19 protein-coding genes and 1 pseudogene are annotated in these 19,921 nt (G+C 45.7%); 12 read left to right on the forward strand and 8 right to left on the reverse strand.

What is annotated here, in order from left to right; all coding sequences use genetic code 11:
- The first annotated feature begins 33 nt into the window (after positions 1–33).
- Positions 34–234, forward strand: a complete 201-nt coding sequence (locus HHK01_RS15880; protein ID WP_170008636.1) for a GrpB family protein — start codon at positions 34–36, stop codon at positions 232–234.
- On the opposite strand, the gene HHK01_RS03460 is transcribed toward HHK01_RS15880, so the two are convergent.
- Positions 223–1,170: a nuclease-related domain-containing protein gene (locus HHK01_RS03460; RefSeq protein WP_170006442.1), complete on the reverse strand. Its 948-nt coding sequence runs from the start codon at positions 1,168–1,170 to the stop codon at positions 223–225. The genes HHK01_RS15880 and HHK01_RS03460 overlap by 12 nt on opposite strands.
- 103 nt (positions 1,171–1,273) lie before the next feature.
- Here HHK01_RS03460 and HHK01_RS03465 point away from each other — a divergent pair, with 103 nt between their 5' ends.
- Positions 1,274–1,681, forward strand: a complete 408-nt coding sequence (locus tag HHK01_RS03465; protein ID WP_228027643.1) for a hypothetical protein — start codon at positions 1,274–1,276, stop codon at positions 1,679–1,681.
- On the opposite strand, the gene mreBH is transcribed toward HHK01_RS03465, so the two are convergent.
- Entirely contained in the window at positions 1,661–2,668 is a 1,008-nt protein-coding gene (gene mreBH / locus HHK01_RS03470) for a rod-share determining protein MreBH (protein ID WP_170006444.1), read from the reverse strand. The two genes, HHK01_RS03465 and mreBH, sit on opposite strands and share 21 nt — an antisense overlap.
- 367 nt (positions 2,669–3,035) lie before the next feature.
- On the opposite strand from mreBH, the gene HHK01_RS03475 reads away from it, so the two are divergent.
- From HHK01_RS03475 to HHK01_RS03500, 6 genes are all read left to right on the forward strand, one after another.
- Positions 3,036–4,376 carry a M20/M25/M40 family metallo-hydrolase gene (locus HHK01_RS03475; RefSeq protein WP_170008637.1) on the forward strand — a complete coding sequence of 447 codons (1,341 nt, stop codon included), beginning with the start codon at positions 3,036–3,038 and terminating at the stop codon, positions 4,374–4,376.
- Between the two features lie 408 nt (positions 4,377–4,784).
- Positions 4,785–5,858, forward strand: a complete 1,074-nt coding sequence (locus HHK01_RS03480) for an undecaprenyldiphospho-muramoylpentapeptide beta-N-acetylglucosaminyltransferase (RefSeq protein ID WP_170006445.1) — start codon at positions 4,785–4,787, stop codon at positions 5,856–5,858.
- A gap of 31 nt (positions 5,859–5,889) precedes the next feature.
- Positions 5,890–6,453 carry a glycerol-3-phosphate responsive antiterminator gene (locus HHK01_RS03485; protein WP_170006446.1) on the forward strand — a complete coding sequence of 188 codons (564 nt, stop codon included), beginning with the start codon at positions 5,890–5,892 and terminating at the stop codon, positions 6,451–6,453.
- A gap of 181 nt (positions 6,454–6,634) precedes the next feature.
- Positions 6,635–7,459, forward strand: a complete 825-nt coding sequence (locus tag HHK01_RS03490; RefSeq protein WP_170008638.1) for an MIP/aquaporin family protein — start codon at positions 6,635–6,637, stop codon at positions 7,457–7,459.
- Between the two features lie 26 nt (positions 7,460–7,485).
- The gene (gene glpK, locus HHK01_RS03495) at positions 7,486–8,976 is read left to right on the forward strand and encodes a glycerol kinase GlpK (protein WP_170008639.1); all 1,491 of its coding nucleotides are present in this window, start codon (positions 7,486–7,488) and stop codon (positions 8,974–8,976) included.
- A 194-nt stretch (positions 8,977–9,170) separates the two neighbouring features.
- Positions 9,171–10,814, forward strand: a complete 1,644-nt coding sequence (locus tag HHK01_RS03500; protein WP_170006447.1) for a glycerol-3-phosphate dehydrogenase/oxidase — start codon at positions 9,171–9,173, stop codon at positions 10,812–10,814.
- Between the two features lie 262 nt (positions 10,815–11,076).
- Here HHK01_RS03500 and HHK01_RS03505 read toward each other — a convergent pair whose 3' ends face one another.
- Together HHK01_RS03505 and HHK01_RS03510 are read right to left on the reverse strand one after the other, a co-directional pair.
- The gene (locus HHK01_RS03505) at positions 11,077–11,433 is read right to left on the reverse strand and encodes a DUF4257 domain-containing protein (RefSeq protein WP_170006448.1); all 357 of its coding nucleotides are present in this window, start codon (positions 11,431–11,433) and stop codon (positions 11,077–11,079) included.
- A 317-nt stretch (positions 11,434–11,750) separates the two neighbouring features.
- A pseudogene (locus tag HHK01_RS03510) lies at positions 11,751–11,948 on the reverse strand (heavy metal-binding domain-containing protein); the annotation flags it as partial.
- A 142-nt stretch (positions 11,949–12,090) separates the two neighbouring features.
- Here HHK01_RS03510 and HHK01_RS03515 point away from each other — a divergent pair.
- Positions 12,091–12,522, forward strand: a complete 432-nt coding sequence (locus HHK01_RS03515; RefSeq protein WP_170006449.1) for a class I SAM-dependent methyltransferase — start codon at positions 12,091–12,093, stop codon at positions 12,520–12,522.
- Positions 12,523–12,910: 388 nt separating this feature from the next.
- On the opposite strand, the gene HHK01_RS03520 is transcribed toward HHK01_RS03515, so the two are convergent.
- On the reverse strand, positions 12,911–14,134 hold the full coding sequence (locus HHK01_RS03520; RefSeq protein WP_170006450.1) for an aminopeptidase: 1,224 nt from the start codon (positions 14,132–14,134) through the stop codon (positions 12,911–12,913).
- A 165-nt stretch (positions 14,135–14,299) separates the two neighbouring features.
- Here HHK01_RS03520 and HHK01_RS03525 point away from each other — a divergent pair, with 165 nt between their 5' ends.
- A complete protein-coding gene (locus tag HHK01_RS03525) occupies positions 14,300–15,451 on the forward strand; it encodes an acyl-CoA dehydrogenase family protein (protein ID WP_228027644.1) in 1,152 nt (383 codons plus the stop codon).
- An 11-nt stretch (positions 15,452–15,462) separates the two neighbouring features.
- Positions 15,463–15,924, forward strand: coding sequence for a GNAT family N-acetyltransferase (locus tag HHK01_RS03530; protein WP_170006452.1), 462 nt, complete (start codon positions 15,463–15,465; stop codon positions 15,922–15,924).
- A gap of 148 nt (positions 15,925–16,072) precedes the next feature.
- Here HHK01_RS03530 and HHK01_RS03535 read toward each other — a convergent pair whose 3' ends face one another.
- A complete protein-coding gene (locus HHK01_RS03535) occupies positions 16,073–16,237 on the reverse strand; it encodes a hypothetical protein (RefSeq protein ID WP_170006453.1) in 165 nt (54 codons plus the stop codon).
- Positions 16,238–16,401: 164 nt separating this feature from the next.
- Between HHK01_RS03535 and HHK01_RS03540 the strand changes: the two genes are divergently transcribed.
- The gene (locus tag HHK01_RS03540; RefSeq protein ID WP_170006454.1) at positions 16,402–18,015 is read left to right on the forward strand and encodes an SLC13 family permease; all 1,614 of its coding nucleotides are present in this window, start codon (positions 16,402–16,404) and stop codon (positions 18,013–18,015) included.
- Between the two features lie 36 nt (positions 18,016–18,051).
- Here the strand turns inward: HHK01_RS03540 and HHK01_RS03545 are convergent, their stop codons facing one another.
- Positions 18,052–18,447, reverse strand: a complete 396-nt coding sequence (locus tag HHK01_RS03545; RefSeq protein ID WP_170006455.1) for a DnaJ family domain-containing protein — start codon at positions 18,445–18,447, stop codon at positions 18,052–18,054.
- 108 nt (positions 18,448–18,555) lie between these two features.
- Positions 18,556–19,791: an MFS transporter gene (locus HHK01_RS03550; RefSeq protein ID WP_170006456.1), complete on the reverse strand. Its 1,236-nt coding sequence runs from the start codon at positions 19,789–19,791 to the stop codon at positions 18,556–18,558.
- Between the last annotated feature and the right edge of the window lie 130 nt (positions 19,792–19,921).

A 19,921-nucleotide genomic window follows, 5' to 3' on the forward strand; every position in this document is an offset into this window, starting at 1 on the left:
CTCCTAAGGGAGGGCACGCTTTTATGATACGGCATTTTCGTAGGTAATCAGCAGTTACGTGATCACCTCACGTTTCGGAATTATTTACGCGATCATCCTGGGTGGCGAGACGCTTATGGAAACCTTAAACAAACATTGGCAAAGGTGTACAAGTTTGATCGAGAAGCGTATACCGAAGCGAAGACGGAGTTTGTTCTTGCAAGATTGAGACGGGCGTGGGAGTTAGGGTACTAAAGGAAGTATGTATGCATTTCCTAATCGGTGTAAACCCAGCAAAACGAGGATCCTTCTTGCCAGATGCCGTGATGGGATGTTGAGAAAGTGTTGCGCTTGTTGGATGGTGATGCTGGTGCCGTATAGAAATGCGTAATCTTGCATTGACGGTAGGTGGGCCTCTTTGCTGCGCGTGTAGCAGTGGGGGCACAACCAGTATCCATGCTCTCGGTTCATAGGGAGTGTGAAACAGGATGGACAATGAACGCCGGTTCGTATGTCAGTTACAGGAATTTGGAATAAGTTTAGGACGTTGTACTGGGGTGGAGTGTGTTTTTGTACTAGCTCAGTGGCTAATACTTCAAGCGTGGTGGGCGTGAAGACTTCCGGAGAGTAGAGTTGGTTTATTTTTGTTGGAAGGTTTTCGGCGCGCACGACCTTTCGTTGAATGATATTTTTGTGGTTGGTCTTGATGAGAGATGAGGCGTTAGCCAATACGACGAAAGAGTGAATAGAGATTTGCGGGTAATGGTGATGTGTAAGCCAAGTTGTGAGTTGGTCTTGGAGGCGATTGACTTGTGTGATCGGGTCTTTAAAGGCTTCTTCAAGGCCATCCTTTGTGCGAACGAGCTGATGAAATTCTTGGTCAAAATAGAGGGAGCCCAGTATGTTTTTCACTTCGAGGATGAGTGCATATTGCGGGCATAGGAGTAACGTGTCTAGTTGGAAGTGTCTGTTTTTGTGGTCAGCGAGTCGAAGGTCATGGAGTATATGGTATTTGTCTTCGGGTAGAAAGCTAAGATGATAGTCTAGTGACTGCTCCCCTCTGTATCCTGCCCAGCTGATGGCGAGCTCCTTTGTGATTTGTGGCATCTTCGGGTGGTTGAGGGGAAGACGACGTTTGGCTGCCTCCAATGCCCGAATCCGTATGGGAACACTTCTTTGTTTTCTAATCATGGATGGTCCTCCTATTCTATTTTCCTGTCCATATCCTAGTTCGACACGTTCTGCCAAAGTCCTTCTAATAGTTGCGCAAAAACGAGTCGAACACGCGCAAAACATGGCGCGCGTGCGCAAAAACGTGTCGAACGTGCGCACAAACATGGCGCACGTGCGCAAAAACGTGTCGAACGTGCGCACAAACATGGCGCGTGCGCAAAAACATGTCGAACACGCGCAAAACATGGCGCGTGCGCAAAAACGAGTCGAACACGCGCAAAACATGGCGCGCGTGCGCAAAACCATGTCGAACGTGCGCAAAAACATGTCGAACGTGCGCAAAAACATGTCGAACGTGCACACAAACATGTCGAACGTGCACACAAACATGTCGAACGTGCGCAAAAACGTGTCGAACGTGCGCAAAACCATGTCGAACGTGCGCAAAAACGTGTCGAACACGCGCAAACGGAGGAAAGTATCCCCAGTCCCCCGCACCCGCACCTCACTACTTCGCGGCCTTCTGTAATTTATGAATCACTTCCAATGACCGTCCTGTCCCAATCGCCACCGATTCGAGTGGGCTCGGCGCGAGGTGCACGGGCACGACGATTTCCTTTGAAAGCCACTCTTGCAAACCGTTTAACAACGCGCCGCCACCTGTCAAAATAACACCTCGATCGACGATGTCTCCACTAAGTTCAGCTGGGCAGTCTTCTAACGTCGCACGAATCGCTTCCAAAATATGTTCCATTGATTCGCGCAAAGCTGCTTGAATTTCTCGTGAAGATAGCGTAACGGTTTTCGGTAGGCCGGTCACGAGGTTGCGCCCGCGTACGTCCATCGTCATTTCAAGGTGATCATTAAGCACGTGACCGATTTCCATTTTGACTTGTTCGGCCGTACGTTCACCGATTAACAGCTTGTATTTTTTGCGAACGTATTGCATGATTTCGTCGTCCATGACGTCGCCACCGATACGGATCGATTGGCAAGATACGACACCGCCATACGAGATGATAGCCACTTCAGTTGTTCCTCCACCGATATCCACGATCACGTTTGCCACTGGTTCGTCGACTGGCAAATCTGCTCCGATCGCTGCAGCAACAGGCTCCTCGATCAAATGGACATTTTTCGCTCCGCACTGCTTGATTGCGTCGTGAATCGCACGGCGCTCTACGGAAGTAGAACCAGATGGCGTACACACAACGACATTCGGTTTGCGCATCGACACACCTACGCGTTTACTTGCTTTTCGCATGATTTGTTTGAGCATGCTGGTCGTAATGTCAAAATCGGCAATCACGCCATCCTTCAAGGGACGAATCGCCACTACATTCCCCGGCGTCTTCCCGATCATATTTTTCGCCTCAATACCGACAGCAAGTACTTGTTTTGTTTCTGTATTAATGGCGGCCACGGAAGGCTCGTTCAAAACGATCCCTTTTTGTTTTGTATAGACGAGGGTATTGGCAGTTCCTAGGTCAATTCCAATTTCAGCTGAAGATAACATAAAATTGTTCCTCCTAATTTGTCAATCAACTAATTTTTTTACATCACGTTTAAGAGCTTTATGTAGGACGCCCGTCAATGTGGGGCATGTCAACGACCAATTTCGACAAAAGATTCATGGTGTACTCTATCATTTTTGTCCGTCGGTTTGGGAGGAAGTTTATGGAAACCCATTGATGGCAGGGGGGACAAAGGGAAAAATGAATCAACTGTCTTATGACTAGGTAGGAAGTTGGGTGGCGATTGCTTTCTATATGAGTGCAAAAATTGTGATTATTTCGACCCAATTTCTGTTATGATAAGAATAAGGCTACGATGTGATCGGTGCTGAATAAATTCTTCAAGCCAAAATATGGGGTGGAAATGTGATGCGAGCGTACGTCGAAGATATTCAACAACACGAACAAAAGTACTTCGAAAAACTGTTTGCTTTGCTTAGACAAGAAAGTATTAGTGCGGACGGGACGGGTATCCGCGAATGCGCAGAACTCGTCGCTGATTATATGAGGAAAGCCGGTCTACAACCAGAAATTATCGAAACGAACGGTCATCCAGTCGTGTACGGAGAACGAATGATTGATGAGGCGTTACCGACGATTTTGTTTTACGGGCATTACGATGTGCAGCCTCCAGATCCTTTGGACGAATGGGTGTCACCACCGTTTGAGCCATCGATTCGCGATGGAAAACTGTTTGCTCGTGGTGTAGGCGACAACAAAGGGCAGTTTCTTTGTCACCTGTTGGCGTTTGAAACGATGCTACGCGTGGATGGTGAGCTCCCTTGTAACGTGAAGATGGTTGTCGAGGGGGAAGAAGAGAGTGGTAGCCCTAATTTAGAACCGTTTGTTGCAACTCATAAGGAGAAACTAGCAGCTGATCTTGTCTACACATCAGACGGGCCGATGCATTCTAGTGGAGCGCCGTTCGTATTACTAGGGGTGCGTGGCATGTTATACGTAGAATTCACGGCAAGAGGAGCCAAATGGGACAATCATTCGGGGAACAAAGGGAACATTGCCCCGAATCCAGCGTGGGACCTCGTTTATTTATTAAATACGATGCGGGATGAGAGCGGTCGCGTGACAATTGAAGGGTTTTATGACGATGTCTTGCCAGTAACCGAGATTGAGCGTAATCAGCTACGCGCCTTGCCATACGACGCGGAGGAAGTGGCAGAGACAGTTGGGGTGGAAGAAATACGATTCGATGGAGAAGAATATTACGAGCGACTCACGCTTGAGCCGACGTGTAACATTGCAGGCTTTCATAGTGGATACGGCGGACCTGGATCGAAGACGATTATCCCGAAGGAAGCGATGTTGAAGATGGACTTCAGGCTCGTGGCTAATCAAGATCCCGTCAAAATTTTTGAAGCAATTTGTGCTCATGTAAAGAAGCACGCTCCACTTGTTGACGTGCGTCACCACGGCTATATGTACCCGTCGCGAACCTCGTCTGAGTACCCGCTCGTGCAGGCAGTGATTGGCGCAGTGGAGACGGCTTACAGGCAGCCACCTGTCCTGCAACCGAGTTTAGGTGGAAGTTTGCCTGACGCAGTGTGGACGAAAACATTAGGCACACCGTCCGTCATTGTACCGTACGCCAACTCTGATGAAGCGAATCACTCACCGAATGAAAATATGAATGTCGATCTCTTTCCGAAGGGGATTCTGTGTACGTGTTCCGTGTTAGCTAAAATTGCAAAGTAAAGAAACGAGCTCCTCTGCGTTATGAGGGGCTTTTTTTTTTTTTAGCAAAATTGTTTCCTGGGATAAAAAAGCGCCTTACTTATCATATTTACACCTCTGCAACGTACAAATTCGATACAGAGACTTTTGGGTAAACCTCCATTTGATCGACAAAAAGGGCGATTTGATGGATAAAGTTTTATCATCGAGCGATAAACCCGCCCCTCATCTGCTATACTGTTCGATTAGAGAGGTGTTGGGTTCATGATTCATAAATGCTTACAGGCATTGAATGAAGCGAACATTCCGTATACGATTGGACCGAGGAATTCGGAGCTGACGAACGAACTTTGGGGACAGCACTTTCTTTAGACAAAAGAAAGTTCTTGGAAACCGAGCTTCGCAACATACATAGAAAGAGGCGTTAACATGAAACGAATTGTGCTGACAGGAGGGGGAACGACCGGGCACGTGGCGGTGAACGTATCGCTCATTCCTCATTTGCAAGAAAAAGGGTGGTCAATTTCCTACATCGGTTCGTACAAAGGGATTGAAAAAGAGTTGATCGAGCCGCTTGAGGGAATTGATTACCACGCGATTTCTACTGGAAAGCTAAGGCGGTATTTGAGCGTAGAAAACGTAAAAGACGTGTTCCGTGTGCTCAAAGGCATACACCAAGCAAAAAAGATTCTAAAAAAATTGAAGCCAGATATCGTGTTCTCCAAAGGTGGTTTCGTGTCTGTCCCTGTTGTGTTGGCGGCAAAGCAAATGAAGATTCCGGTTGTGACACACGAATCTGATCGCTCACCAGGACTTGCTAATCGTATCGGTCTTCCAATAGCAAAAAAAGTGTGCGTGACGTTTGAAGAGACGATCAACCATCTACAAGGGGACAAAGGGGTTTTTGTCGGGCCAGTTATTCGCGAAGCCATTTTTAACGGTTCGAGAGACGCTGGTCGTGCGCTCGTTGGTGCCCAAACATCAAAGCCGATTCTCCTAGTCATGGGAGGTAGTCAAGGTGCGGGCAGCATGAATACGTTCGTGCGCAAAAAGCTAACCGCATTGACAGAGCAATTTCACGTCGTCCACCTTTGCGGAAAAGGCAAAGTAGATGAAATGCTTACAGATGTTACGAACTATACACAATTTGAGTACGTAAACAAGGAGCTTCCCGACGTGCTCGCTGCAACCGATCTTGTCATGACACGAGCGGGGGCCAACTCTATTTTTGAAGGCATTGCCCTGCGCAAACCTATGCTGCTCGTCCCGCTGCCACTCAGTCAAAGTCGAGGAGACCAGATCGAGAATGCTGAATATTTCCAGCAAAAAGGCTTTGTGCATGTCGTGGGTGATGAAGTACTCGAAAAGGAACCGGACCGTGCCTTTGCAGCGCTTATGAAGACGTACGAAGCACGCTATGAGTTAAAAGAGACACTACGAAGTGAGACATCTGAAAATGGTGTTCATAAACTGGTGGGCGTTCTAGAAGAAGTCGCAAGGTAACCAACAACAGTTCTCTTAAGGAGTTTGTCCGATGAATTTTGACGACCAATACATTTTACCTGCTGTTCGTTCTATGAAGGAATTCGATAAAATGCTGGAGACTTCTTATACGTGTGGGGTATTTTTGGACGTGCATGTCGGGATGTTGAAAAGTATTTTTGCCTACGCACGTCAACAGGAAAGAAAGATGTTTTTACATGCCGACCTCATTCAAGGCTTGAAAAACGACGAATATGCAGCTGAGTATTTAGCTCAAGAAATAAAACCATACGGCATTATTTCAACAAAGGGAAGCACCATTCAAAAAGCACGACAAAAAGATGTGTTTGCCATTCAGCGTGCGTTTATCATTGATTCAAGTGCACTGGAAAGAAGCGTCCAGCTCGTGAAAAAGACGAATCCAGATTTTATCGAGATTTTGCCTGGCGTCGTTCCGAAAGTGATCTCGCAAATGAAAGAACGGACGGGTAAACCGATTATTGCCGGAGGACTAATTGATTCGAAAGAAGAAGTGGAAGCAGCGATTAAAGCAGGTGCGACAGCGGTTAGCACATCTAATCAATCTTTGTGGAAGGTATTTGATCAGAGGGACTAGCCAAACGGAGTTTTCTGTTAAATTGGATCCCACCTGTTGACAGCGTTTTCAAATGAGGGTATGATAGTATCAAAGTTAATACTTGTGACGGAGATATGGAGACTCACACATCGAACCTGGTTAGGGAGAAGTGTGAGTCTTTTTGTTGTACGTTGCAAATCCAGTAAAGGGAGGAACGATGATGTCACCATTTTTAGGGGAATTGGTTGGTACTGCCATTCTTGTTGTTTTCGGAGCAGGAGTCTGTGCGGGGGTCAATTTGAAAGGCTCGTTCGCGAATAACTCCGGATGGATTGTCATTACGATGGGATGGGGTCTAGGTGTCGCCATGGCAGCGTATGCTGTAGGGAACATTAGTGGGGCACATCTCAATCCAGCGGTCACCTTTGGGTTGGCGTTCAATGGAGATTTTGCGTGGCAAGATGTACCCGCTTACATTTTAGCACAAATGCTTGGAGCGATGATCGGTGCAGCGCTCATTTGGCTGCATTATTTGCCACATTGGAAAGCTACTGAAGACCCAGGGACAAAACTAGGAGTCTTTAGTACTGGACCGGCAATACCAAACTATTATGCTAACTTGATTAGTGAAATCTTTGGGACATTTATTTTAGTACTAGGAATTTTAAGTATCGGAGCGAATGAATTTACAGAAGGGTTAAATCCATTTATCGTTGGGTTCCTTATCGTAGCTATCGGACTTTCTCTTGGCGGAACTACAGGATACGCTATCAATCCTGCTCGTGACCTAGGACCAAGAATTGCTCACTTTCTTTTGCCTATTGCAGGAAAGGGTTCGTCGAATTGGAAGTACGCGTGGGTACCGGTAGTAGGACCGATCCTCGGAGGTTCTCTTGGTGGACTGTTTTACAAGACGGTTTTTGTAGGAGAGTCTACACCGTATTTAGTCATTGTACTCATTCTCACAGCAGTGGTACTCATTGCAGCATACGTCGCTGGAAAGAAGCAGCAATCTGGAAACTTACCCAATAGAGTAAGTGCTTAATAGATTAAGAAGGAGGAAGATACATGATGGAAACGTACATTTTATCACTCGACCAAGGCACAACAAGCTCGCGCGCTATTTTATTTAACAAAAAGGGACACATCGTACACGTCGCTCAAAAGGAATTTCAGCAAATCTTTCCGAAGCCGGGTTGGGTGGAACACAACGCGAATGAAATTTGGGGCTCTATCCTGTCTGTCATCGCATCTTGTTTGTCAGAGGCATCGGTGAAACCGGAACAGATTGCAGGGATCGGAATTACGAATCAACGGGAAACAACCGTGGTGTGGGACAAAGAGACAGGTGATCCGATTTACAATGCGATTGTTTGGCAATCTCGTCAAACCGCAGATATTTGTGATGAATTGAAATCAAAAGGACATAACGACACATTCCGGCAAAAAACTGGCTTGCTCATTGATGCGTATTTTTCCGGGACAAAAGTGAAATGGTTGCTTGACAATGTGGACGGAGCGAGGGAACGCGCTGAACGAGGAGAATTGCTTTTCGGAACGATGGATACGTGGTTGATTTGGAAGTTGTCTGGTGGAAAGGCGCACGTTACCGACTACTCCAATGCGTCTCGAACGCTCCTGTATAACATCCATGAACTAAAGTGGGATGAGGAATTGTTGGAAATTTTGGGAGTGCCAGCTACTATGCTTCCTGAAGTAAAGCCTTCATCTGAGGTTTACGCTCATACTGTTCCGTATCATTTCTTCGGACAGGAAATCCCAATTGCCGGGGCAGCGGGCGATCAGCAGGCGGCACTCTTTGGGCAAGCATGTTATGAGGAAGGAATGGCTAAAAATACGTACGGAACAGGTTGCTTCATGCTCATGAATACGGGGGAAAAGGCTGTTGCTTCAGAAAACGGATTGTTGACGACAATCGCCTGGGGTGTTGACGGCAAAGTTGAGTACGCGTTAGAGGGGAGCATTTTTGTGGCAGGCTCCGCGATTCAATGGCTGCGTGATGGGATGAGAATGTTGAAAGAGGCAAAGGACTCAGAAGGCTACGCGACGAAGGTAGAGTCAACTGATGGTGTGTATGTCGTACCTGCTTTTGTCGGACTCGGTACGCCGTATTGGGACAGTAACGTGCGTGGCGCTGTGTTTGGATTAACACGCGGTACGTCGAAAGAACACTTTGTTCGCGCTACGCTAGAATCGCTTGCCTATCAAACGAAAGACGTACTGACAGCGATGGAAGCAGATTCTGGGATTTCTTTGAAAGCACTACGAGTCGATGGTGGCGCAGTGAAAAATGACTTCCTAATGCAATTCCAAAGCGACATGCTTGAAGTCGATGTCGAACGCCCAACAGTAAACGAAACGACGGCCTTAGGAGCTGCTTATTTAGCAGGATTAGCAGTAGGGTATTGGGAAAACCGAAAAGAAATTGCTACCCAGTGGAATCTAGAAAAAACATTTCGTCCAGAAAAACCGAAAGAAGAGACAACAGCCCTTTACGAAGGTTGGAAAAAAGCCGTACGGGCAGCTCAAGCTTTTCAATAATTAACTTTCCTGTTATACTAAACACAAGTTAATACTACGGTTGGAGAAATCGAGAGACCATACTTTCCTGTACGCAAATTTTGCATAACAGGCGAAGTGTGGTCTTTTTTAAATTATAGGAACTGGTACGACCCGAAATTTGTCGAATTCGACAAAAAACGGGTCGTACCAGTTCCGGGAATGGGGAATTTCATATGACGACTCACACATTTTCAAGTTTGGATCGTTCCGATGGCATACGAAAGCTGCAGCAAACAAAATATGATCTCATCATCGTTGGGGGTGGGATTACAGGAGCCGGGATCGCGCTGGATGCTGCTTCTAGGGGGCTGAAGGTGGCTCTTGTGGAGATGCAAGATTTTGCTGCGGGTACTTCTAGCCGTTCTACGAAGCTCGTTCATGGTGGATTGCGATATTTGAAGCAATTTCAAATTGGCGTAGTGGCTGAGGTGGGTAAGGAGCGGGCGATTGTGTATGAGAATGGGCCTCATGTAACGACCCCGGAGTGGATGCTATTGCCTATTTATAAAGATGGGACGTTTGGGAAGTTTTCGACGTCTATAGGATTACGTGTGTACGATTTTTTGGCTGGCGTTGTGAAAAAAGAACGGCGAAAAATGCTATCTGTAAAGCAAACTTTAGAAAAGGAGCCCCTCTTAAAGCGAGACGGTCTTGTTGGAGGTGGACATTATGTGGAATACCGTACTGATGATGCGCGCCTGACCATTGAAGTGTTGAAAAAGGCAGTGGAATTCGGGACTACGGCGCTTAACTATACGAAGGTGACGGCGTTTCAATACGATGAGAACAAACGTGTGCAAGGTATCGAGGTGGCCGATCAACTGACTGGCGAAACGTATGCCATTTCAGGGTCTATCGTCGTGAATGCTGCGGGTCCATGGGTAGACCAGCTCCGAGAAATGGATCGCTCGAAAACAGGAAAAGTGCTTAAGCTTTCAAAAGGCGTTCACATCGTGTTGGACAAATCGGTATTTCCGTTACAGCAGGCTGTCTACTTTGACACACCAGACGGACGCATGATATTCGCTATTCCACGGAACGGGAAAACGTACGTCGGAACAACGGATACTTTTTATGATGGAAACATCACCAATCCGAAAATGACAGAAGCAGACCGAACGTATTTGCTGGAAGCGATCGATCGCCAATTCCCAGACGTTCAAGTGACTGCGGAAGACGTGGAGTCTAGTTGGGCAGGGGTGCGCCCACTTATTTACGAAGAGGGGAAAAATGCTTCTGAAATTTCCCGTAAAGATGAAATTTGGACGTCTCCAAGTGGGCTCATCACCATTGCTGGGGGAAAGCTAACCGGCTACCGAAAAATGGCAGAAACTGTTGTGGACGTGGTGAGTAACCAGCTGGATAAGAAGGTGGAATCAAAAACAAAGACGTTGCCAATTTCAGGTGGAGATATCGGCGGATCGGAAAAGTTGTCCGACTTTGTTGCTAAAAAGGCGCGGCAATCGCTTACGTACGGATTTACTGAAGAAGAAGGAAACATGCTGGCAAAATGGTATGGATCCAACGTCGATGAAGTGTTCCGCTATAGCAAACGAGTGGATGAACTCCAATTAAAGATTTCAAAAGTAACAGGCGCGCAATTGCTCTATGCGATTTATCATGAAAACGCCGTGACTCCGGTTGATTTTCTCTACAGAAGAACGAGTAAAGCCTTGTTTCGTCACGCAGATTCCATTGAAGAAAAAGAGGAAGTCATTCAAGTAATGAGCAAAGTGCTTCAATGGAGTGAAGATGAAAAAATGAAATATGCCAAAGAACTAGAAACCGAGTTACATGATACGGTTAGAGGCGAATAACCCGTTACTAAAAAGAAAATTTCAAGAAGAAAAAGCGAACGTTGACGACTAGTTCCTTACTGTCGCCCCCGTTCGTTTTTTACTTGTCTCTCTTTAGAAGCCCATTCCTTCAGATGGCTATCAATCTCCGCCCTGATAATGTTCATTTCCTTTTGTGATGTAGATTGAAGCAGATCGAGCAAGAGCAACTGGAAAGTGAGACGATCCTGACTTATTTCTTCCTTCTCTCTACGAATGACTCGGTCACTCCTTCGCGGCAAAGCTAGCTTGTTTTCTTCTCGCTTTGTGGGGAAGTCGAGAATTCATTTCTTAGTTGTTGCTGAACATCCTGCACGTGACCGTCAAGTAACGTACGTAACCTAGCAGCTTCCAATTTGGCAACGAGTGCTTCTCCGCCATACCCAGCCAGCACTGCGGTTAATAGTAACTGCCCCATAGTGGACGGGGTTGTGATGGTGACAAAGGCTAGTGACGCAACACCACCAAACATCATGTCAAGCAGAAAGCCGTATTCAAATACCCGCTTCTTGTTGTGAGGTTTAACCACTTTCCCATTGCGCTTTGCGTGCGTCAGAATGCCCATCCCACAGCCGATTAAAAACGCATACAAGTACTCCATTTGGGTTCTTCCTCCCTTCCGAAACCGTTATGAGTATCCTCACCGCGGGTAGATCTCACCTCCTCTCTTATGACAAGCTTATTCAACATCTTGAGCAAATTTCCATAAACATCCTCTAATTCCTTCATTTTTGGGAATATTTATCAAAAATCGTTCTCTTGACTGATGCGTTACGCTAGGAACCTTGTGTCAATAGACCCGGTGTTTCATACAAGAACGTGTGTATTAGGCTATAATTACCAGACCTATCCGAAATCTATATAAAGAGAGCAGCAAACAAAAAAGCAGGGAAGAGTAACCTCCCTGCTTTTTCACTGTTATTCAGCTTTTTCGATCTTGACAGCAGTCCCTGATGCAACAATCATCATCATTCCGTTTCCATTTCCAACGGTTTCGAAGTCTAAGTCGACTCCGATAACCGCATTTGCCCCGATACGCGCAGCATGATCTTTCATTTCCTTTAAAGCGATTTCTCGGCCTCCCGCAACTTTGTCTTCGTAAGTACCACTGCGCCCAGGAAATGCACCACCTAACCTATTGTTTTCTTCAGTATAATAGAAGAAAGCGAAAAAAGAGGGGGGCTAGAGAACTGGCCACCTCAAATTTTGTCGAATCTATGTTTGTGATAAAAGAACTTCTAGACAGGAGGATTAGCCCATGACAAAAAGAAAAGGCACGGAACTATATGATATTTCGTCTTTCACACATTCGTATTTTGAGAGGCGGGAACGACGTGATAATCCCAATGACACGTTGGAATTCCCTTTGTTGCAAAGTTTGCTACCACCTTTGGCAGGAAAACATGTTCTTGATATCGGTTGTGGGGACGGCCGTACTGCACAGTGGGCGGTTGTCGAAGGAGTGGCTACTTACATGGGAATAGATCCATCTCAAACTATGTTGGAGAAGGCACAGAATCGTCATCTTCCTGATCTTGTAGGCTGGCATCATGGAACAGTCGAAACACTGCCGAGCACATTTTCAACTGCTGACATTGTCATAAGTCGTCTTGTGCTTCACTATATCCCTGATTTACCTGCTACACTTGAAAAGCAAGGGGACTGGTCAACGCCAGTCCTTTTACATTAAAGCATTTTCTTCGTCGTTTTCTCAGCATGGTCGATCATTCTATTGGCAAGGTTTCTAGCCTGCTCCCAATGACGATCGTTTCCTAAGATTTTGGATGCATTTCTTGTCATAAGCCTAGTGAGTCTACACATTGGTTTTTAACACCCCCTAATAAAGACTGTACACATAGTTTATGGACAACCTTTATAAGTTGCTTCATGACTCTGCCTATTAGAGTGAAGAAAAGGGCTTTTATTATGGCTATGTGGACAACAGATTCTCATTAAGGAAAGCTTCGACAGCGTTACATCTCACGAAGAAAAAGAGTACTTTATTTTCGAGGAGTCGACTGCCCGCAGCGAAGATCACTGAACTTTCACCTAAGAAATCTTACGCTTTGCCTCACTTCTTAAAACGCCCAATTCCCATCACGGAAGATTGGAATCGTGTTACCGTCTTTTGTCACGGCATCAATGTTCATCTTGTCTGAACCGACCATGAAGTCAACGTGCGTAATACTGGAGTTTACGCCATTTTGTTCGAGTTCTTCTTCAGACATTTCTTTTCCACCTTCTACGCAAAAGGCATAACCGTTCCCAATCGCAAAGTGGTTAGAAGCATTCTCGTCAAAGAGTGTGTTGTAAAAGAGTATGTTTGAATTAGAAATTGGCGAGTCGTGTGGTACGAGTGCAAGTTCCCCGAGGTAATGAGAGCCTTCGTCTGTTTCCACAAGCTGCTTCATTATCGCTTCGCCTTCTTTAGCTACAACGTCTACGATACGGCCATTTTCAAACGTCAAAGTAAATTCATCTATAATATTTCCACCGTAGCTGAGTGGTTTTGTGCTCGATATATTTCCGTTCACTCCATCTTTTTGCGGGACAGTGAACACTTCTTCTGTCGGCATATTGGCCATAAAGTTCGTTCCTTGTGTATTCACACTTCCTGCGCCTACCCAAATGTGAGTGTCGGGTAGCTTCACATGAAGGTCAGTACCTGGTGCAGTGTAGTGCAACTCAGCAATACCCTTGCTGTTCAAATAATCAACTTTTTCATGAAGCGTTTTGTCGTGGTCTTCCCATGCTTTAACAGGATCCTTCAAGTCAGCACGCACAGCCTTGAAAATAGCGTCCCAAAGCTTTTCGACTGGGTTTTCTTCATTCGGAAAGACTTTCTCCGCCCATGCTTGAGAAGGAACAGCAGCTACACACCAGCTCACTTTATCTGACTGCACGTATTGGCGGTATTTTCGCAACGCTTTTCCAGCTACCTTTTGGAATGTTGCGATACGACTTGAGTCGACACCAGAAAGCAAATCAGGGCTTGAAGAAACAATGGACAAAAATGCGGCTCCCTCTTCGGCAAGGGCTTCGCGCTCTTGTGCACGGTATGTAGGGTATTCTTCAAATGCCTCATCAGGTGCAAGCTCATATTTCGTACGAGTGAGGACATCATCTGCCCAGTCGACTTGTACATTTTTTGCTCCGGCTTCGTACGCTTTCTTGGCAACGAGGCGAACGAAATCGACAGCGTCCAAACTAGCACCGATGACTAGCGTTTGCTTCGGTTGAATATTGACGCCGACCTTTACGGCAAGCTCAGCGTAGTTTTCTAAATGTTGATCAAACGACATGTGAACCCTCCTTGTGTAAATATTTTCTTTCCTAGTGTACCAAATGAAGAAGGAGGAGGAAATGGTACTGCGTTGACGCGCGAAACCCGACTACGCTAATCGGCTTACTTTCCTTCTGAAGAGAAACTAGATAAACTAGTAAAAGGAAAAGGGGAGGCGATGGACATGAATTGGAAACGATGGGCCCGATCTTCTGTTGATCATAGTTGGGGGGACGTTGCGTATCGACTAGCTTTGCAGTTTCGTGAGACGGCAAAGCAACACGACAAAGAAGCGACGTTCCCGTTTGATCATTTTGAAGCCTTGAGAAAAGAGGGCATTCTTTCACTCACAACGAGCAAAAGGTGGGGAGGAGCTGAGGCTGATCTCTACACATTTTTGCTTGTACAGGAGATTTTAGCTTACGGTGATGGGGCGACGAGCCTGAGTCTAGGTTGGCATAATGGGACGATGCTCCACTTACATGAGCGCAACCATTGGCCTACAGCAACCTTTGAACGCGTATCAAAAGAAGTGGTGGCGTCCGGCGCTCTCATCAATAGTGCTGCAACTGAAAAGGCAACAGGCTCACCAACGCGTGGAGGAAAACCGGAAACAATTGCTGAGGAAACAGCTACCGGTTACCTTCTTTCGGGACATAAGACCTTTACTTCTTTAGCCCCTGCACTTACGTATGCTATTGTTCCGGCAACACATAAAGAAACCGGCGACGTAATTGAATTACTAGTACCGATGAATGCTGATGGAGTTGAAATCGAAAGAACATGGGAAACGCTTGGGATGCGTGCGACGAGAAGTGATGATTTGTACTTGAGAAACGTTCGCTTACCTAAAGAAGCGAACGTGGGGATTCGAGGTCAGGATAAATCTCCGCAGCCGTGGCTATTGCATATTCCAGCATGTTACTTAGGCATTGCGGTGGCAGCTCGGGATGAGGCGTTGGAATTTGCGAAAAGCTATGCTCCCAATTCCTTAGGTCATCCGATTGCACAACTTGCAGAAATTCAACGTTCTTTCGGAGAAGTGGAGACGATTTTATTAAACGCACACCAACTATTGTATGGGGCAGCTTCTCGATGTCTTTCTAATGAAGAGATAAGAGTCACTATGGGGCAGGAATTGATGGCAGTGAAAACGGGCGTGGTAAATGCAGCCGTTGACGTTATTGATCGAGTGATGCGGATTGTCGGTGCTCATAGTATGAGGAAAGAAAGCTCTCTCGAAAGGTATTATCGGGATGTACGAGCAGGTTTACACAATCCACCCAGTGATGATGTTGTCTATAGAGTTCTTGGGGCCACATCTGTACGAGAGTAAGGAGGGTTACCGTGATCGTAAAGGAATTCACGGGGGATCGAGCCAAAGTCAAATCGCTTCTTTTATTGGCTGACTCTCGTGAGGCAATTGAACAATATGAACGGCAGGGACGTATATTTGTCGTGATGAAAGCAGAAGAGATTGTAGGAGTCGTTTTAGTGTTGATTGATGAGGAGTCACACGCTGAATTAAAAAATGTGGCAGTTGCCGAGAAGATACAAGGGCAAGGCGTGGGCAAGTTACTGGTTCAAAAGGTACTATCTTATTTGCTACAAGAAGGCTTGAATAAGGTGACAGTGTGCACAGCTAACTCAAGTATAGGAAACTTGGCGTTCTATCAAAAACTAGGGTTTCGGATTACTGGGGTTCGTGTAGGGTTTTTTGAATCGTATGATCCACCAGTGATCGAACATGGCATCCTCGGTCGTGATCTTATTGTGCTATCATACGATCCACCGCTAAAAACTGACTAAGTCCGACAAATATTTCCGTGGAAATTGTCAAAAGACGGTGGAGGAGCGGGTACGCCCATATATTTTGTAACAATCTTCCATTCGACAAATTTCGGGGCGTACCAGTTCCCCTGAGCCGTCTCGGGGCGTACCAGTTCCTTGAGTTCTTTTATTTTTCTTCGGGTTCTATGCGGTTTTTGAAGGCTTCTTGGACGACTAGGAATTCTTCGTCTTCTTGTGCTTCTGTGGTGGCTTGTTTTTGTTGGAATGCTTGTTTGGGTAGGTTGCCCGGATGTCCTTTTGTCTTGCTGTTGAATGCTTGTCCTCTGCTCAAATCTTTCACCCTCCTTTCTCTATGTACAATGCCCTATGAACACCCTAATTATAAAACGTTTACCAAACAAAGATACTCTTGTTGACTATGTATCTATTTGACACCGCTTACAATCACAGATATGATAGAATTATTACACATTAACGTACAGCAGAGGTGACGCAATGCTACAACAAACTTGGGGGAAAATGTGGGAGTGGCATGACGATATCAAAAGTTTATTCCGTTTACTTGCACCTTCTACAGGAACAGGTGGAGGCAGTAGTAAAGCAACGTCGTCAACACAACCTAACCCGGAGCCAAACAAACGAAAATTATCCACTCGACAATTAACAGGCTTATGGCTAGGTCCTGTACTCTTTTTAGCTATCTTGCTCTTCTTACGACCAGAAGACTTGTCGCCAGAAGCTGTAGGGGTTCTTGCTAGTACGGCTTGGATCGCGACGTGGTGGATCACAGAGGCAATTCCGATTCCTGCCACATCCCTTTTGCCTATCGTTTTATTCCCACTTACTGGGGCGATGACAGACGGCGTTACGAGTGCCTATGGTGACCCGAACATCTTTTTATTCATGGGTGGTTTTGTGATTGCCATTGCGATGGAAAAATGGAATTTACACAAACGAATTGCTTTAAACATTATATTAGTTGTCGGGACTAGTACTTCCAGGCTCGTGCTTGGATTCATGGTGGCGACAGGATTTTTGTCACTTTGGATCTCTAACACAGCTACAGCTATGATGATGATGCCGATTGCTCTCGCGGTCATTGCGCACGTCTCATCATCTTTAAAAGTAGAAGGAACACAAACAAACTTTGGGAAAGCGCTAATGCTTGCTGTTGCTTATTCTGCTTCTATCGGTGGACTTGGTACATTAATTGGTACGCCGCCCAATGCTATTCTTGCAAGTACAGTGAATGAATTGTACGGCATCGAAATTTCGTTTGCGACGTGGATGCTATTCGGTGTTCCGATCGCAGTGATTTTGCTTGCTTTTACGTGGTTTTATTTAGTGAGAGTTGCCTTTCCTCTTAAAATTAAAGAGCTCCCAGGTGGAAAAGGCGTTATTCTTGATCAAAGAAAGCAATTAGGTGCTATGAGCTACGAAGAAAAATGGGTTATGTTTGTATTCGTAGCTGCTGCCTTTTCGTGGATTACACGTTCTTTCTTCTTGAATAACTTCTTACCAACCTTAAACGATACGATTATCGCGATTACGTTTGCAGTGTTACTGTTCTTGTTGCCTTCACGTGCTGCAGCTGATGGGCGCATTGTAAACTGGGATGATGCGAAGAAGCTTCCTTGGGGCATTCTGTTGCTCTTCGGTGGTGGTTTAGCCATCGCCGCTGGATTTAGAGACACAGGTTTGGCAGTTTGGATCGGTGACCAGCTTACTGGGTTAGCAGCCGTACCATTTATCTTTATTATTGCAGCTGTCACTTTTTTAGTTTTGTTCTTAACGGAAATCACTTCGAATACAGCCACAGGAACGATGATGATGCCTATCATGGCGTCCCTAGCGCTCGCGATCGATGTTCATCCTTATACTTTAATGGTGGCAGCAGGTGTCGCTGCATCTTGTGCGTTTATGCTTCCGGTAGCAACACCGCCCAACGCGATTGTGTTTGGTTCAGGGTATATTGAAATACAGGATATGGTCAAAGCAGGATTTTGGATTAATATCGTGTCGGCATTAGTTATTACGGTGATGGTGTACTTCTTACTAGGTGCTGTGTGGGGAATTGACATCTCGGTATTCCCAGAAGCTTTTCGGTAAACAGTGAAAAAATTAGGACATAGCCACCCAACGCGGCTATGTCCTTTTCTTATTTGTAGAGTGCTCCGTTATTTGCACGCGAGCTTTTTGTTCATATTTTTTAAATACACCGCTATTTGTCATCTCCTTACGTTCAGAGAGAAGGCGGTTCCATTGTAGTAAGCGCTTGTTAATTTCGCCTTGCAATTCTTCCTGTTTGTCAGGGTCCGTTGCCGAGCGCATAAGGTCATTCAATGATGTGAGTTCCTGTTGAAGTGCATCCTTTTCAGGGGTAAATCCACTATTTTTGAGTACACGGTACGCCATGCGAAGCTCTTCGGGAAGGTGAGCCGCTTCGTCTTTCGGTAATGGTTTTCCTTGTCCAGGAAGATTATTGAAATCACCATCTTTATAAGCTTTACGAATTACATCTTCAATCCAATGTTCCGTCACTTTGACACCTCCGTTAAAAGAAGTATACGCCTCGTGTGCTCAAAAGTCCTTCCCTTTGTGAAAAAGCTATCGACATACTGACAAGAGCCGTACATGCAGATAGCTATGTTAAGAATGTGACGAGATCTCTCTACTTTTACCCCGAGATGTTTGCAAATTGGGTCGCATATAGAGTAGGTAATACAACCCAGCCCCGAACAGAACCATCACAGACGTAATACCGTATAACCCTTCATAGTTAAAAAGTCCAGACACGTAGCCGAGCAAATAGGACCCAGCAGCAATACCAATATCAAACAACGTAAAAAATGTCGCCGTAGCTGTCCCGCGTCGACTGTCCGGTGCTTCCGAGATCGCGATCGTTTGGAAACAAGGAACGAGCGTGCCGTAACCAAGACCGATCAGTGCACCTGCGAGTAAAAAGGGCATAGTGGAAGTGGCAGTACTTAATAAAAAGGCACCTATAGAAAACAGGAACATACTTGGCAAAATCACGGCGTGTGGCCCAAAGCGGTCAAACCATTTGCCTGTAAATGGACGAGCGAGCATCATGAATGCCCCATATACGGCAAAGTAGACGTTTGCTGCTTCATACAATTCTAGGCTAGACGCATACACAGAAACGAATGAAAGAATACCAGAGTACCAGAACGCTAAAAAGGCTCCGACAACGGCAATCGGTAATGTCGCGCGTTCAAATAAAGCAAAGAAACCTTTTTGCGGGATGGATGTTTGTTCTTTCGTTTGACGTTCCTTTTGCTGATCTATGATTGGGGAGGCATTGGGAACTTTTGCTATATAACCACATATCCACGCTATTAAAGCAAACACTATAGAAAGATAAACGACGCTAGTAAATGAAAATTGCTTGAACATGGTTAAACCGACAAACGGACCGACCACCATCGCAAAGTTCATAAACATGGCAAAATAGCCAAGTCCTTCACCACGCCGTTTGCTCGGTACTAAATCTGCTGCTATCGTTCCGGTTGCTGTTGTTGCCATAGCAAATGAAATCCCATGGACGAACCGTAGCACAAGTAAACTCCAAAATGAAGTTGTAATTATATAAAAACAACTTGCAACGAAGAAAAATACGAGAGACCACACGAGCATTGGTTTTCGACCCCACGTATCCATCCATCGGCCTGCAAATGGTCTAAACAGCACAGATGAAAGTAAAAAGATCGTTACGACAAGACCGATCTGTTCACTCGCAATGGATAAATCTTCGAGCGCATACAGTGGGAGAACTGTGAGCAACATGTAAAAGGTTAGAAATAAAAAGAAACTAGAAATTGAGACTGAAAGAAAGTCACGTGTCCATATAGGTTGTGGCTTCATGACGTCACCGCCTTACGTATCGTTCGTTCGAATTTTTTTCACCAATATAGAATAACGAACGGAGTGGTAACTGTCTACCAACTCGGACTAAAGCGTTGGCGTGTGTGAGACCCCGTAAGAGCGCAGCGAT

It is taken from the genome of Bacillus fonticola, assembly GCF_012955605.1.
Taxonomy (GTDB): domain Bacteria; phylum Bacillota; class Bacilli; order Bacillales; family JC228; genus Bacillus_CG; species Bacillus_CG fonticola.

Excerpts from the sequence above, each read along its gene's own strand:
- HHK01_RS03460 (WP_170006442.1), bottom strand. The coding sequence starts at position 1,170 with ATGATTAGAAAACAAAGAAGTGTTCCCATACGGATTCGGGCATTGGAG.
- HHK01_RS03465 (WP_228027643.1), top strand. The coding sequence starts at position 1,274 with ATGGCGCGCGTGCGCAAAAACGTGTCGAACGTGCGCACAAACATGGCG.
- mreBH (WP_170006444.1), bottom strand. The coding sequence starts at position 2,668 with ATGTTATCTTCAGCTGAAATTGGAATTGACCTAGGAACTGCCAATACC.
- HHK01_RS03475 (WP_170008637.1), top strand. The coding sequence starts at position 3,036 with ATGCGAGCGTACGTCGAAGATATTCAACAACACGAACAAAAGTACTTC.
- HHK01_RS03480 (WP_170006445.1), top strand. The coding sequence starts at position 4,785 with ATGAAACGAATTGTGCTGACAGGAGGGGGAACGACCGGGCACGTGGCG.
- HHK01_RS03485 (WP_170006446.1), top strand. The coding sequence starts at position 5,890 with ATGAATTTTGACGACCAATACATTTTACCTGCTGTTCGTTCTATGAAG.
- HHK01_RS03490 (WP_170008638.1), top strand. The coding sequence starts at position 6,635 with ATGTCACCATTTTTAGGGGAATTGGTTGGTACTGCCATTCTTGTTGTT.
- glpK (WP_170008639.1), top strand. The coding sequence starts at position 7,486 with ATGGAAACGTACATTTTATCACTCGACCAAGGCACAACAAGCTCGCGC.
- HHK01_RS03500 (WP_170006447.1), top strand. The coding sequence starts at position 9,171 with ATGACGACTCACACATTTTCAAGTTTGGATCGTTCCGATGGCATACGA.
- HHK01_RS03505 (WP_170006448.1), bottom strand. The coding sequence starts at position 11,433 with ATGGAGTACTTGTATGCGTTTTTAATCGGCTGTGGGATGGGCATTCTG.
- HHK01_RS03515 (WP_170006449.1), top strand. The coding sequence starts at position 12,091 with ATGACAAAAAGAAAAGGCACGGAACTATATGATATTTCGTCTTTCACA.
- HHK01_RS03520 (WP_170006450.1), bottom strand. The coding sequence starts at position 14,134 with ATGTCGTTTGATCAACATTTAGAAAACTACGCTGAGCTTGCCGTAAAG.
- HHK01_RS03525 (WP_228027644.1), top strand. The coding sequence starts at position 14,300 with ATGAATTGGAAACGATGGGCCCGATCTTCTGTTGATCATAGTTGGGGG.
- HHK01_RS03540 (WP_170006454.1), top strand. The coding sequence starts at position 16,402 with ATGCTACAACAAACTTGGGGGAAAATGTGGGAGTGGCATGACGATATC.
- HHK01_RS03550 (WP_170006456.1), bottom strand. The coding sequence starts at position 19,791 with ATGAAGCCACAACCTATATGGACACGTGACTTTCTTTCAGTCTCAATT.